Origin of the sequence: Pseudomonas sp. NBRC 111143, from assembly GCF_001320965.1 — a bacterium.
Taxonomy (GTDB): domain Bacteria; phylum Pseudomonadota; class Gammaproteobacteria; order Pseudomonadales; family Pseudomonadaceae; genus Aquipseudomonas; species Aquipseudomonas machongensis.
The window spans coordinates 43,032-56,368 of the sequence record NZ_BCBT01000018.1; the positions used below are offsets into that span (position 1 = coordinate 43,032).

Sequence of the window (13,337 nt, forward strand, 5' to 3'; positions counted from 1 at the left end):
GAGGATGGACATGAAGCACTCGAACCTCGCCCTATTGCTGCTGGCACTCGCCGTGCCCATCCCGCTCTACGCTGCGATCCCACAGCCCGGCCTGGCGTTGTGCACCCGCAGCGCCACGCTGTTGGCCTGCGGAGACGGCAAAGGCAGCTACTACAGTGTGCGAACTGAGGGCCGAGACTTTCATCTGCGCGGGTATGACAGCAACAGTCGACGACTCTGGGCGCAGACCAACAGCCGCTATGGACAGATGACCTTTTTCACCGGCCTGGCCAGCGACGGCGAAGCCTGGGTGGGCTACAGCCGGCGCGTCGGCTGGACCACCCTGAACCGCGTATCCAGCTCAAGCGGCCAACGTTTCAACCTGCACTGCAGCTTGATCGGAGGTTGCCGCTGAAGCCCCTTCTTCATGGACTCTATCGATGACCAGCCTGATGCTTCCCGACATCGCCGCGCAAACAAGCCACAAGCTCCAATCCCTGGATTGGGTCGGTATGCGCGGTATCGCCCTGCCTGTGCAACTGAACGGGCACCGCCTGAGCGCCTGGGCTGATGCCGGCGTGAGCCTGGATGACGGCGAATCGCGCGGCATTCATATGTCGCGCTTGTACCTCGCGCTGGAGGTACTGGAGCACACCGAGCTGACGCCCTTGGCCTTACGCCAGCTCCTGGCCCGCTTTCTCGACAGCCATGAAGGGCTTTCGTCCAGCGCCTACCTGCGCCTGAAATTCGACTATCTGCTCAAGCGTCCAGCGCTTGTCAGCCCATTGGAGGGCTGGAAGCGCTACCCGATCACCCTTGATGCACGCATCGAAAACGAAATGTTCCACGTGGAACAACACGTGGAAATCCCCTATTCATCCACCTGCCCATGCTCCGCTGCGCTGGCGCGCCAGCTCATCCAACAGCAGTTTCTCACGGACTTCGCCAACCAGACGCTCGATCCACAGGCCATCCTGCAATGGCTGGGCAGCAGTGCAGGTATCGTTGCGACGCCCCACAGCCAGCGCAGCCAGGCCTTCATCAAGGTGCGTCTGCGGGACAACCTGCAAACGCTTCCGCTCAACGCGCTGATCGATACCGTGGAAAACGCATTGGGTACCGCCGTGCAGACGGCCGTGAAAAGAGCCGACGAACAGGCGTTCGCCCTGGCCAATGGTCAGAACCTGATGTTCTGTGAAGATGCTGCGCGTCGCCTGCACCTGGCGCTGCGCGAATTGGAATGGGCCACCGGCTTCGATCTGCGCGTGGAACATGCAGAAAGCCTGCATGCCCACGACGCAGTGGCTGCCAGCCAGTGGCAATGGTGAGGCGCTAGCTGCGTGGACGTACGTTCCCGCAATCATTACCCAGCCACACCGCCCGGGTGTTCATGCTGCCCTGCTGCTGAACGCCCGAGGCATTGAAGGTGCCGCTGACCTGGGTGGTGAATTCGCGATCACTGAGGAAGGTTGCCTGACCGGTGCCTTGGGCTTTGGGGCAACTGAACTGGAACTTCCAGACGTTGCCTTGACGGTCGGTGATCTTCTGCGTGCAACCCGACTGCGGATCCTGCAGCGGAATATCATTGGTAGCCACCTGCTCTGGCGTCAGGCACGAGCGCACTCCATTGCCCCCCACGGTAATGCCTTGCTTGGCCAAGGCACCCTCCATCATGGCGCGCTGCTCCGGCGGCAGGTTCTTCAGTTGGCCGAGCATGAATGCCATGTCGGGCAATGGCTTGCCGTCGACCTGCATGTTGCTGGTGGTCAACTCCCAAAGACCGGGTTGCAGCATCTGCGCTTGCGCCAGCAGCGGGCTGCCCAGGCCCAGTGCCAGGGCAATCAGTGGCAGACGAATCTTCATGGATCAGTGCTCCTCGAAATACCGGCTACAGGCCGGACAGAGCCTTAGACGTCTTTTTCGCCCGCGGGTTGCAAGTGGCCCCGGGAACATGCTCTGTTAGGCGGCAGTGCTCTTGGAATGCAGGATGCGTATGGATTACCACAGCCCCTACTTCTTCGGTTACCTGCTCGGACTGATTCACTTCCTGGGCATCATCGCTGCGCTGCATGCGGTGTTCACCGTGCGTACCGCACAGGGCGCAATCGCCTGGGCAATGTCACTGTTCTTCATTCCCTACCTGACCCTGGTGCCCTATCTGATCTTTGGCGCCCGCTCCTTTTACGCCTACATCCAGGCGCGGCGCCAAGCCAACCAGGAGATGCACGTGGCGATGGCCGACCTCAACTGGCGCCCCTGGGTGGAGGAAGCCCTGACCGCCCGGGAGTCGGAAAGCTACGCGGCACTGCGTGCCATGCCCAAGCTTGGTCGCATGCCCTGCCTGGCCAACAACCAGGTGAAATTGCTGATCGATGGCACTGCGACCTTTGACGCGATCTTCGCGGCCATCGGCGAGGCGCGGGACACGGTGCTGGTGCAGTTCTTCATCATCCACGACGACGCCATCGGCCAGGAGCTGCAACAACTGCTCCTGCGTAAGGCCGCCGAAGGTGTAAGGGTTTACGTATTGTTCGATCAGGTCGGCAGCCATGCCCTGCCGGCGCGCTACAGCCAGGTGCTGCGCGAGGGCGGTGTACAGATCCAGGCCTTCTCCTCGCGCCGTGGGTGGTTCAACCGCTTCCAGGTCAACTTCCGCAACCACCGCAAGATTGTCGTGGTTGACGGGCTCCAGGGTTTCGTCGGTGGGCACAACGTCGGTGATGAGTACCTGGGCGGCAATCCACGCCTGTCACCCTGGCGCGATACCCACGTGCAAGTCAGCGGACCGGTGCTGGCCTGTCTGCAGGAGTCGTTCGCCGAAGACTGGTATTGGGCCACCCGTGAGCTGCCACCGCTGATCCTGCCCGATGCCTATCCAGAAGATGGCGTACTGTGTCAGGTGCTTGCCAGCGGCCCGGCGGATCCACAGGAGACCTGCCAACTGTTCTTCGTCGAAGCGATTCAGTCGGCAACACGGCGTATCTGGATCACCAGCCCCTACTTCATTCCAGACGAAGCCGTCTTCGCGGCACTGCGCCTGGCAGTGCTGCGCGGCGTCGATGTGCGGATACTGATTCCGTCACGGCCCGACCACAAGATCGTCTATGCCGCCTCCAGCCTGTTCGCCTTCGAAGCTGTGCGGGCCGGGGTGCGCATATTCCGTTATCAGCCGGGCTTCGTGCATCAGAAGGTGATCCTGGTGGACGATGATGTCAGCGCTATCGGCAGCGCCAACATGGACAATCGCTCGTTCCGGCTGAATTTCGAGATCACCTTGCTGACCATCGACCGCGCCTTTGCCGATCAGGTCGAGGCCATGCTGCTGTGCGACTTCGAGCAATCGCGGGAGATAACCGCCGAAGACAGCCGTGACACTCATCGGCTGCAGCAGCTGGGGATGCGCATCGCGCGCTTGATTTCACCGATTCTGTAGCCGGAAAAGAAGCGGGGCCGCAAAGACGGCCCCGTCTTGATCAACGATAGAGATCCTCTCGCGTCCACGGCAGGTCGTGGTGGCCATCCGCATACGGCTTCACTGCAAGAATCTGATGCAGATTGATCCAGCCCTTGGTGAAGGCATAGGCGCATCCGGCCAGGTACAGCCGCCAGATCCGCAGCGTCTTCTCCGGCACCAGCGCCGCAGCGCGATGCAGCTGGTTCTCGAGGTTTTCGCTCCAGTGATTGAGGGTCTTGGCGTAGTGCAGACGCAGGCTTTCCACGTCTACCACCTCCAGCCCTGCCTCGCAGATACGCGCGGTAATCATCGAGATGTGCGGCAGCTCGCCGTGCGGGAATACATAACGATCGATGAAATCCCCAGCACCTCGCCCAACCGGCCGACCATCCACATGCTTGGCGGTGATGCCATGGTTCATCACCAGACCGCCCTCACGCACGGCGCCGAACAGTCGCTGGCAGTACAGTTCGAGGTTGGCATGGCCGACGTGCTCGAACATGCCGACGCTGACCGCCTTGTCGAAACGGCCATCCTGGGGCAGGTCGCGGTAGTCGAGAATCTGCAGGTCGACCTTGTCGGCCAGCCCCTCATCCTTGACCCGCTGGCGCCCCAGCGTCAATTGCTCCTTGCTCAGGGTGATGCCGAACACCTTGGCGCCATATTCGCGTGCGGCAAAACGCGCCAGGCCGCCCCAACCGCAGCCGACGTCCAGCAAGTAATCGCCGGCCTGCAGCCGCAGCTTGCGACACAGATGGTCGAACTTGTCTTGCTGGGCCTGGGCTAGGGTGTTGTCCGGCTCCTTGAAGTAGGCGCAGGAATAAGCCATGTCCGGATCGAGCCACAGTTGGTAGAACTCGTTGGACAGGTCGTAATGGTAGGAAATGGCTTCGGCGTCGGTTTTCTTGTCGTGCGAGGTGCGCACCGGGACTACATCTTCATCGTCTTTGAGCAAAGCCTCGCTGAGCTCGTCGCAAACGCGGATGACTTCGCCAATGTTCCCCTCGAGTTCAAGCTTGCCCTCGACAAAGGCTGTGCCCAGTTCATCCATGCTCGGGTGCGTCAGCTGACTGATCAACTGAGGCTCCTTGACCAGGAGGGTGACCTGCGGGCTAGGCCCTAGATCGAACTGGTTGCCGTCCCACAGCTTAAGACGTAAAGGCAAGTGCAGGCTCTGCAACGCAGGTGGAAGTTGCGCAAGCATGAAAGACCCCCTTTCAATTACGGACGCCGTACAAGAATTCGAGCGTCACCGGATCAGGGTAGTTCATTCATTGGAAGTTTCCTTTTATAGCGACCATAGTCCAACGCTATCGGCCATGCCGCGATCAACAGATTGTATACAATCCTCCATTCAGCGACTAACCTTGTGCCCCTCTCGCGCATTCTTCTTCCCTGGACTGAATCCCATGAAATCCTATGATGTGGTGATCATCGGTGGCGGCCCTGGCGGCTATAACGCGGCCATCCGTGCCGGTCAGTTGGGCCTGAGCGTGGCCTGCGTCGAAGGACGTTCGACTCTCGGCGGCACCTGCCTGAACGTCGGCTGCATGCCCTCCAAGGCGCTGCTGCACGCCTCCGAGCTGTACGAAGCGGCCAGCGGCAGCGAGTTCGCGCACCTGGGCATCGAGGTCAAGCCGACGCTGAACCTGGCGCAGATGATGAAGCAGAAAGACGAAAGCGTGAGCGGCTTGACCAAGGGTATCGAGTACCTGTTCCGCAAGAACAAGGTCGACTGGGTCAAGGGCTGGGGCCGCCTCGACGGTGTCGGCAAGGTCATCGTCAAGGCCGAGGATGGCAGCGAAACCACTCTTCAGGCCAAAGATATCGTGATCGCCACCGGCTCCGAGCCAACCCCGCTGCCAGGGGTGAATATCGATAACCAACGTATCATCGACTCCACTGGCGCCTTGGCGCTGCCGCAGGTCCCCAAGCACCTGGTGGTCATCGGCGCAGGCGTGATCGGCCTTGAACTGGGTTCGGTCTGGCGTCGCCTGGGGGCCGAGGTGACCGTGATCGAATACCTCGACCGCATCTGCCCCGGCACCGACGAGGAAACCGCCAGGACCCTGCAAAAAGCCCTGGCCAAGCAGGGCATGAGCTTCAAGCTCGGCAGCAAGGTGACCCAGGCCACGCCTTCGGCGAGCAGCGTCAGCCTGACGCTTGAGCCTGCCGCCGGCGGCGATGCGCAAACCCTGGAGGCCGACTATGTGCTGGTCGCCATCGGCCGCCGCCCGTACACCCAGGGCCTGAACCTGGAGAGCGTCGGCCTGCAGACCGACAAACGCGGCATGCTCGCCAATGACCACCACCGCTCCCAAGTGCCCGGCATCTGGGTGATCGGCGACGTCACCTCCGGCCCGATGCTCGCGCACAAGGCCGAAGACGAAGCGGTGTCGTGCATCGAGCGTATTGCCGGTAAGGCCCATGAGGTCAACTACAACCTGATCCCCGGCGTCATCTATACACGACCGGAACTGGCCAGCGTTGGCAAGACCGAAGAGCAGCTCAAGGCAGAGGGCCGTGCCTACAAGGTCGGCAAGTTCCCCTTCACCGCCAACAGCCGCGCCAAGATCAACCATGAGACCGAAGGCTTCGCCAAGGTGCTGGCCGATGCCGAGACCGACGAGGTGCTAGGTGTGCATCTGGTCGGGCCGAGCGTCAGCGAGATGATCGGCGAGTTTTGCGTGGCCATGGAGTTCAGCGCGTCGGCCGAGGATATCGCCCTGACCTGCCACCCACACCCGACTCGCTCCGAAGCCTTACGCCAGGCAGCGATGAACGTGGAAGGGATGGCGATGCAGATCTAAGTCCAACAAAACCAGCGCAGGCCCCTGTGGGAGCGGGTTTACCCGCGAAAAGGACACCGCGCTGCCTGGCACGGGCTAGGCCCGTGTTCGCGGGTAAACCCGCTCCCACAGGGGATTGGGCTGACCCTAGATTTTGGACAAGACAGTTGCTCCTGCAGCGGCTACCAAGCCTGCAGGAGCGGCCCCCCATGCCCTACCCCACCGCCCAGTTCTTATCCACAGCCCGCCCGAAACGTCTCGCCAGGAACGGTGTGATATCCAGCGGCAGCGGCTCATTGTGGATAACCTTGTCCAGCAGCACGCCGGTGATTGCCGAGGTGAGAATCCCTGTGCGGAAATGTCCACAGGCGTTGAAGTAGCCAGTCACCTCATCCACAGGGCCAAGAATAGGCAGTTCGTCCGGCGACCCGGGACGTAGCCCCGCCCAGGTACGCTTCAGGCTCACCTGCGCCAGCTCCGGCACACAACGCACCGCCCCCTGAACCAACCCGGCAATTTCGGGGAAGGTAGTGCTGACATCGAACCCCTTGTCTTCCGTCGTGCTGCCAATCAGTACCTCGCCATTATCCTTTTGCGCCATGTAGCAATCACTGGTGGTCAGGCAGCCCTCGAGCAGCTTGGGCAAACGTTCGGTGAGAACGATCTGGCCCTTCACCGGCTTGACCGGAATCGAAGTACCGGTGGCCCACTCACTGAGCTCGCCCGCCCAAGCCCCAGCGGCATTGAGCAAGGTGTGACAATGGAAAACCCCAGCCTCGGCAGTGCGCACACCCTTGATCTGCGAGTTCACCTGCAGCACATCGGTGATGTTGGTGTTCAGATACAGATCGACGCCGTTCTGGCGCGCAGCTTCCAGGTAGGCGTCGCCCAGACGGAACGGGCTGACCTGGTGATCGCAGAGGAACTCCAGCGCCCCCTTGGCCTGCAGGGTCACCGCGGGCTCGCGCTCGCGCAGTGCCTGGCGATCCAGCCAGCGCACCTGGTCCGCCAGGTGCGGGATCTGCGCGACGATGTGCTCGGCGTACAGCTGGTCCTCATCGTCCTGGATGATGTACTTCAATCCGGTGCGCTCGAACTTGAAGTCCATGCCATGGCGCTCGATCAATTCCTGGTGCAGCTGTGGATAAAGCGCGTTGGATTGCAGTGCCAGATCGAAGAAGCACTGCGGCAGGATATGCGGCGTGCTCGAATCCACCGCCACCGCTGCGCCATGGGCCTCGCGTTTGTTGCGCGAGGACATCATGCGAAAGAAGATCACGCCACACCCCAGGCCTACCGACTCGCCGATGGCCCACAGGCCGCCAGCCGAGGCACGTGTCGCATTGCCCGGGCGCTTGCTGTCGATCAGGGCGATTTTCAGCCCCTTGCGCTTGGACAACTGATAGGCACAGGAGGCGCCGATCACCCCACCGCCGGCAATGACGATGTCATAGGTCTTGTTCATGCTCAGGCCTCCGTGGCCAGGTGCTGGAATGCGGAAAATGGGATGGGGTCGATCGGGAAACGCGGTCGCAGCCAGCCGACATCCGCTCGCCCGGTGCTGGCGCGCAGGCGATCGCTGCAGTAGCCCACACACATGCGCCCCTGGCAGTCGCCCATGCTCACCCGGGTGCGCATCTTCAGGCTGGCCATGTCCTGCACGCCTTGCTCAAGCGCCAGGTCGATATCGCTACGGGTGACGTGCTCGCAGCGGCAGATCACCGTGTCGGCCTGCGGCAGCTCGATTTGCGCTGCGCCACGTTGGGTATAGCGCTCGACACCCGCCCTGAACCGCGTGATCGCGGCCAGCTTGCCCAAGTACTGCTCGCGCCGCTCGATGGCCTGTGCGGCGTCGAGCACGCCACGTTGCTGCAGGATCGACACCGCAGCGATGCGCCCGGTCAGCATAGCTGCCTCGCCACCACGGATACCGCCCATGTCGCCGGCCAGATGGATATGCGCCTGGCTGCTCTGCTGCCAGACATTGCATGTCGCGCGCAGGTAGCCGTCGTCGCTGAACCCGTGCGCCAGCCCCAACTGTTGACTGAGCTGGGTGCGCGGGATAAATCCATAACCGACCGCCAAGGTGTCCACCGGCTCGCGCCGCACCCGACTCATGTCGGCTTTCCAATCCTGGCCATAGGGCGCAAGGCTGACTTCGCGCAGTTCACCTTCACCACTGGCGCTGACCACACCCCAGCCATAGTGCATCGCAATACCGTTGAGCTTCATGTACGCCAGCATGCTGAGGCCGTCGAGAAACAGCTGCGGTTTGTTCAGCAGCGCCAGGCTTTCCTTGGCGATACGGTTGAAGGCGCAGGCCTCGTAGACGCCGGCAACCTTGGCGCCAGCCGCATGCAGTTGGCAGGCCACCAGTGGCAGCAGCGGGCCAGTACCTGCGATCAAGGTGCTGCCCAGCGGCTTGACCACACCGCTCTTGACCTGCAACTGCAGCCCGCCCAGCAGCATCACGCCAGGCAGTGTCCAGCCGGGGAATGGCACATTGCGCTCGTGGCAGCCGGCCGACAACAGCAGATGGGAATAGTCGATCTCATGCAGTTGCTCGTCGGCATCCAGCACCATCAGGCGCTCATGATCGCCGCCAACCACACGGCTGTTCAGGCGCAAGTCGATGTGTTCGGCGCTGCTGGCGAAGTCTTCGTGCAGCGTGTGCAGGGCCTTGCTGTAGCGTGCGCCGAGGTAACCGAGGTCGACACCGGCACGCAGCGGCCCGCGATAGACCACGCCACCCGGCCGCGAGGCTTCGTCGAACAGCAGGCAGTCGACGCCATGCTCGGCCAACTCGATCGCCGCCGCCATGCCCGCCGAGCCGCCTCCCACTATCACCGGTCGCAGACTCATGACTGCACCTCCAGGGCCAGGCGATTGACCTCGGTCTCCACCCGCATCCCCTGCCGAACCACGGTCTGGCAGGCTCGGCGCTTGGGCCGCCCGTCTATCGCCACCAGGCAGCAATGGCAAACGCCCATACCACAGAAGGCGCCAGCTGGCTGACCGTGGTCGTTGCGCGCCAGCTGACGCAGGCCAACGGCATTGAGCACGCTGAGTACCGTCTCGCCTTGTGCGGCCTGCACCGTCTGGCCATTGATCTGAAAGGTGATGTCAGCCTGCACGACAGGCTGTATGTCGAGCACTCGCTCCAGTGATTGCATGGGCTTCGTCCTTGTTTGAAGAGGACTCGACGGTACGCCAAAGCACTGTGAGGAGATATTGACCTAAGCCGTAGGAATTGAAGGAAGCTTCCTAGGATTTTGTCAGCGTATGACCTGATTTTTTCTGATGCAGTACCCGTCGAGGTAGGGAAATCCATACTGCGCATCGCCCAGGTTAGCCACCCATGCCTTTGAGGAACATGCTATGCAAACCCCTTCGCCACGACGCTTCCGGGTAGCACAAGTTATTCATTGATCGTCTCAAGCGCATCGGCGTCGAAACTGACCTCAGGAAAAATCCGCAGGATGTTGTGCGCAGAATTCGTTTGAGATGACGCGCCGCTTTGCCCAAGGTGTCGGCTCGGATAGGCATTGCCTGAAGCAAGACCTCGATTGATGGCGCCGCCCGTGCAGGTAGATCCGCGAGCACTTGCCGCTCGCAGGACGCGCCGGTTTCTTCCAATAATAAGAGAAGTCTGGACATGCAAGACAACGGATTGAAGCAAAGCCTCAAGCAGCGGCATATCACCATGATCGCGCTTGGCGGTGTGATCGGCGCCGGGTTGTTCGTCGGCTCCGGCAGCCTGATCGCCTCGGCCGGCCCAGCCGCGATTCTGTCCTACGTGATCGGCGGCATCATCGTCACCCTGGTGATGTTCATGCTCGGCGAGATGGCCTCGCGCAATCCTGACGCCGGCTCCTTCTCGACCTACGCCAACACCTACCTCGGCAACTGGGCGGGCTTCACCGTGGGCTGGCTGTACTGGCTCAAGTCGATGATGACCATCACCCTTGAAGCCGTGTTGCTGGGCGCGATCCTCAACGATTTCATGCCCTGGCTGCCGATCTGGATCGGCGCCTTCATCATGCTGGTGACGCTGATCGCCAGCAACGCCTACTCGGTGCGTTCGTTCGCCGAAGTGGAGTACTGGCTGGCGGCGCTGAAGGTGGTCACCATCCTTATCTTCATGCTGCTCGGCGCCTCCATCCTGCTGGGCTGGCAGGAAAACATCCCCGCTCCCGGCCTGGTCAACCTCACCGACCATGGCGGCTTCATGCCCAACGGCCTGTCGCCAGTGATGGCCGGGGTGATCGTGGCGATCTTCTCGCTGGGCGGCAGCGAAATTGCCGCTGTAGCTGCCGGTGAATCGGAGAACCCGCGCCGGAACGTGATCCGCGCGATCAAGAGCGTGATCGTGCGGGTGATGCTGTTCTATGTCGGTTCCGTGTCGATCCTGGTGCTCTGCCTGCCCTGGATCGACAAGGCCAACCTCGCCTCGCCCTACGTCGCGCTGTTCACCCTCGCCGGTTTCAAGGGCGCGGCGGTGGCAATGAAACTGGTGTTGTTCGTGTCGTTCATGTCGGTGATGAACTCGTTCATGTTCTCCAACTCGCGCATGCTGTTCTCGCTCAGCCAGCGCGGACATGCACCAGCGCTGTTCGCCCGGACTAACGCCAAGGGCGTTCCGATCAATGCACTGGCGCTGGCGTTCTGCATTTGCGTGACGATTCTGACCTTGCACTTCATCAGCGGCGGCGATCTCTTCCTGACCCTGGCCAGGAGTACCGGCGCGTTCATCATCTTCGTCTGGATCTTCATCATTTTCGCCCACGTCGGCATGCGCCTGAAAACCCGGCATGAGGTGGTGGACCCAACGTCATTCAGGGCCTGGGGCTTCCCGCTGACCAACGTCATTGCGCTGCTGGCGCTGGTGTCGGTGCTGGCAACACAGGCGATCGACCCCGCGACGCGTTTTCAATTCTGGCTGGTGCTGGTGACCTTGCTGGTGATCGTGGCGGCGTACTTCATGGTGCGCAAGCGCCGGGGTGGCGAAGTGCGGGAGCTGGCGCGGACTTGAATCGAACACTTAACTTTTAAATAAATAGAAATCGGAGGCAACCAAACTTGCCTCCGACATTCTATAGTTCACATCAGGCTCAAATTTCAGAAGATGTTACTTCTTCTTGCCTTCCTGAGCTTTGAACATGGACTTGGCATAGAAGATACCCAGGCCATGTGCACCACCGTGTTTTTGTGCAATGTTGGTCACCGCTTCGTAAGTGCCCTGACGCGACCAATCGCGCTGGTATTCATACAACACTTGCATCCACGTCACAGGCTGAGCCCCTGCCTGCACCATACGCTGAACAGCGGCGTCATGTGCCTGCTTGCTCGAGCCCCCCGAAGCATCTACCACGATGTACACTTCGTAACCTTCTTCCAGCGCACTCAGCACCGGCAGGGTCAGGCATACTTCAGTCCAAAGGCCGGCCATTACCAGCTTTTTACGGCCCGTTTTCTTCACCGCATTCACCAGGTCCTGGTCTTCCCATGCGTTCATGATGGTGCGGTCAATGATAGGGGTATCCGGGAAGACAGCAGTGATGTTCGGATCAAGAGGCCCCGCAAACGTCGAGGCCGAGATCGACGTCAGTACAGTGGGCACCTTGAAAGCACTGGCTGTTTCAGCCAGAGCAGCGACACTATTCATTACTTCATTTCGGCTTTCACTCTCAACGCCGAAATACATCTGCGGTTGATGGTCGATCAGAATGATGGCCGAGTTTTCCGGCGTCAGCAGTTTCGAACCAGGTCCAGACGCCATCGCAGAAACCGAAGCCGCCCCCATCACCAGGGCAGCCAATAATTGCCGTAACTTCATTTTAATCTCCAATAAGAAAGATCAATCACGCATCGCGCGTATTTTGAGCCGTCGAAAGACGGTCTATCAAAAGTTCACGAAGCCGCAAGAAGATGGCACTGAACTCTGATGCCGAAAGTTTAAAATCGCTCTATTGGATTTAAAATAGAAATTATGGAATCTCATCCTTTCTGATTTTGATATCTCAAACACCTCCTGTGTGCCAGGAGGCCATCGACTGCCCGCCTTTGCTCGAACCATCAACTGTCGAAAGACGGCTCCATCCCCCCGGCACCATGCACCCAGGGTTCCCTTGCCATGCGCTCGGCGAAGTAGCTGATCAGCGCCTGCACGCGCGCCGGCCGCCTGCGCCCTGGGGGTGTCACGATGTGCAATTCAATGGGATCGACCCGCCATTCCGGCATCGCCACCTCAAGCTGACCTGACTGCAACTCATTCCACACCAGAAACTCCGCCTGCAATGCCAAGCCCTGGCCTGCCAACAATGCGGGCGACAATGCCTCTGCGTTATTGGCGTGGAGTTGAGCACGCACCTGCTGGGTGTATTCACCCTGTTGATCGTGTCGGAAACGCCAGCTCTCACCGTTTCTCGAATTGCTGTACTGCAACGCTCGATGATTTGCCAGGTCATGGGGATGCTGGGGGCGACCATAACGCTCAAAATAGCTCGGGGCCCCCACGAGCAGGACCCGTACCTGGCAGATGCGACGCGCCAGCAGGCTTGAACTCTCCATGCTCGAGATACGGATCGCCAGGTCAAAGCGCCCTTCAATCAAATCAACCTTCTGATCATCGAACTGCACATCCAGCGTGACGTCAGGGTGAGCCGCCATAAACTCAGGCAACATCGGCGCCAAGCGCGGAATCCCGAAAGACATCGGCGCCGCCACTCGGATGCGCCCTTGCAGGGTGGTGGACTTCTCCATCACCAATGCTTCGAGCGCTTTCCCCTCCTCCAGAATGCGAGCGGCAGTTTCCAGGGCGGATGAGCCGCTCTCCGTCAGAGAGATGCGTCGCGAGGTGCGATGGAACAGAGTAGTTTTGGTGCGCGCTTCCAGCCGAGAAACAGCTTTCGATACCGTTGCCTGCGACAACGACAGGTCAAGCGCCGCACGGGCAAACGAGCCAGTTTCCGCGACCTTTGCAAATATTGCCCACGCTTCTAAATCAGGAAGTCGATTCATAGTTGCCTTAGGTTTTGTACGAAAAGTACGATCATCCACCGTTGTGGGAGCGGGCTTGCATCGCGATCTACCGCACGCAGCAGCAAAGCCTGAAT

Annotated in this window: 12 protein-coding genes; 5 read left to right on the forward strand and 7 right to left on the reverse strand. The window is 60.6% G+C overall.

Annotated features, from left to right (window positions below; translation table 11 throughout):
- The first annotated feature begins 10 nt into the window (after positions 1-10).
- On the forward strand, positions 11-394 hold the full coding sequence (locus tag APH44_RS12395; protein ID WP_054892989.1) for a hypothetical protein: 384 nt from the start codon (positions 11-13) through the stop codon (positions 392-394).
- Positions 395-419: 25 nt separating this feature from the next.
- Entirely contained in the window at positions 420-1,307 is an 888-nt protein-coding gene (gene folE2 / locus APH44_RS12400; protein ID WP_054892990.1) for a GTP cyclohydrolase FolE2, read from the forward strand.
- 4 nt (positions 1,308-1,311) lie between these two features.
- Here the strand turns inward: folE2 and APH44_RS12405 are convergent, their stop codons facing one another.
- On the reverse strand, positions 1,312-1,842 hold the full coding sequence (locus APH44_RS12405; protein ID WP_054892991.1) for a DUF3617 domain-containing protein: 531 nt from the start codon (positions 1,840-1,842) through the stop codon (positions 1,312-1,314).
- A 130-nt stretch (positions 1,843-1,972) separates the two neighbouring features.
- On the opposite strand from APH44_RS12405, the gene cls reads away from it, so the two are divergent.
- On the forward strand, positions 1,973-3,412 hold the full coding sequence (gene cls / locus APH44_RS12410) for a cardiolipin synthase (RefSeq protein WP_054892992.1): 1,440 nt from the start codon (positions 1,973-1,975) through the stop codon (positions 3,410-3,412).
- A 40-nt stretch (positions 3,413-3,452) separates the two neighbouring features.
- Here cls and cfaB read toward each other — a convergent pair whose 3' ends face one another.
- Positions 3,453-4,637 carry a C17 cyclopropane fatty acid synthase CfaB gene (gene cfaB, locus APH44_RS12415; protein WP_054892993.1) on the reverse strand — a complete coding sequence of 395 codons (1,185 nt, stop codon included), beginning with the start codon at positions 4,635-4,637 and terminating at the stop codon, positions 3,453-3,455.
- A 205-nt stretch (positions 4,638-4,842) separates the two neighbouring features.
- On the opposite strand from cfaB, the gene lpdA reads away from it, so the two are divergent.
- Positions 4,843-6,243, forward strand: coding sequence for a dihydrolipoyl dehydrogenase (lpdA, locus tag APH44_RS12420; protein WP_054892994.1), 1,401 nt, complete (start codon positions 4,843-4,845; stop codon positions 6,241-6,243).
- A 193-nt stretch (positions 6,244-6,436) separates the two neighbouring features.
- Here lpdA and hcnC read toward each other — a convergent pair whose 3' ends face one another.
- Genes hcnC through hcnA form a run of 3 tightly spaced genes read right to left on the reverse strand, consistent with a single transcriptional unit; the run spans position 6,437 to position 9,395 of the window.
- Complete coding sequence (gene hcnC, locus APH44_RS12425) at positions 6,437-7,687, reverse strand: cyanide-forming glycine dehydrogenase subunit HcnC (RefSeq protein ID WP_054892995.1); 1,251 nt, start codon at positions 7,685-7,687, stop codon at positions 6,437-6,439.
- Positions 7,688-7,689: 2 nt separating this feature from the next.
- Positions 7,690-9,084 (reverse strand): cyanide-forming glycine dehydrogenase subunit HcnB, encoded by a 1,395-nt coding sequence (gene hcnB / locus APH44_RS12430; RefSeq protein WP_054892996.1) that lies wholly within the window; start codon positions 9,082-9,084, stop codon positions 7,690-7,692.
- Positions 9,081-9,395, reverse strand: coding sequence for a cyanide-forming glycine dehydrogenase subunit HcnA (hcnA, locus tag APH44_RS12435; RefSeq protein ID WP_054892997.1), 315 nt, complete (start codon positions 9,393-9,395; stop codon positions 9,081-9,083). Before hcnA ends, hcnB begins: the two co-directional genes overlap by 4 nt.
- A 482-nt stretch (positions 9,396-9,877) precedes the next feature.
- Between hcnA and APH44_RS12440 the strand changes: the two genes are divergently transcribed.
- Positions 9,878-11,254 (forward strand): amino acid permease, encoded by a 1,377-nt coding sequence (locus APH44_RS12440; RefSeq protein ID WP_054892998.1) that lies wholly within the window; start codon positions 9,878-9,880, stop codon positions 11,252-11,254.
- A gap of 96 nt (positions 11,255-11,350) precedes the next feature.
- Here APH44_RS12440 and APH44_RS12445 read toward each other — a convergent pair whose 3' ends face one another.
- Positions 11,351-12,001, reverse strand: a complete 651-nt coding sequence (locus tag APH44_RS12445; protein WP_054893038.1) for a hydrolase — start codon at positions 11,999-12,001, stop codon at positions 11,351-11,353.
- 296 nt (positions 12,002-12,297) lie between these two features.
- A complete protein-coding gene (locus APH44_RS12450; RefSeq protein WP_054892999.1) occupies positions 12,298-13,242 on the reverse strand; it encodes a LysR family transcriptional regulator in 945 nt (314 codons plus the stop codon).
- Positions 13,243-13,337: the final 95 nt, after the last annotated feature.

Bases quoted from the DNA above. Each gene is read 5' to 3' on its own strand.
- cls (WP_054892992.1), top strand. From the start codon at position 1,973: ATGGATTACCACAGCCCCTACTTCTTCGGTTACCTGCTCGGACTGATT.
- hcnC (WP_054892995.1), bottom strand. From the start codon at position 7,687: ATGAACAAGACCTATGACATCGTCATTGCCGGCGGTGGGGTGATCGGC.
- APH44_RS12450 (WP_054892999.1), bottom strand. From the start codon at position 13,242: ATGAATCGACTTCCTGATTTAGAAGCGTGGGCAATATTTGCAAAGGTC.
- hcnA (WP_054892997.1), bottom strand. From the start codon at position 9,395: ATGCAATCACTGGAGCGAGTGCTCGACATACAGCCTGTCGTGCAGGCT.
- APH44_RS12405 (WP_054892991.1), bottom strand. From the start codon at position 1,842: ATGAAGATTCGTCTGCCACTGATTGCCCTGGCACTGGGCCTGGGCAGC.
- folE2 (WP_054892990.1), top strand. From the start codon at position 420: ATGACCAGCCTGATGCTTCCCGACATCGCCGCGCAAACAAGCCACAAG.
- APH44_RS12395 (WP_054892989.1), top strand. From the start codon at position 11: ATGAAGCACTCGAACCTCGCCCTATTGCTGCTGGCACTCGCCGTGCCC.
- APH44_RS12445 (WP_054893038.1), bottom strand. From the start codon at position 12,001: ATGGCGTCTGGACCTGGTTCGAAACTGCTGACGCCGGAAAACTCGGCC.
- lpdA (WP_054892994.1), top strand. From the start codon at position 4,843: ATGAAATCCTATGATGTGGTGATCATCGGTGGCGGCCCTGGCGGCTAT.
- hcnB (WP_054892996.1), bottom strand. From the start codon at position 9,084: ATGAGTCTGCGACCGGTGATAGTGGGAGGCGGCTCGGCGGGCATGGCG.
- cfaB (WP_054892993.1), bottom strand. From the start codon at position 4,637: ATGCTTGCGCAACTTCCACCTGCGTTGCAGAGCCTGCACTTGCCTTTA.
- APH44_RS12440 (WP_054892998.1), top strand. From the start codon at position 9,878: ATGCAAGACAACGGATTGAAGCAAAGCCTCAAGCAGCGGCATATCACC.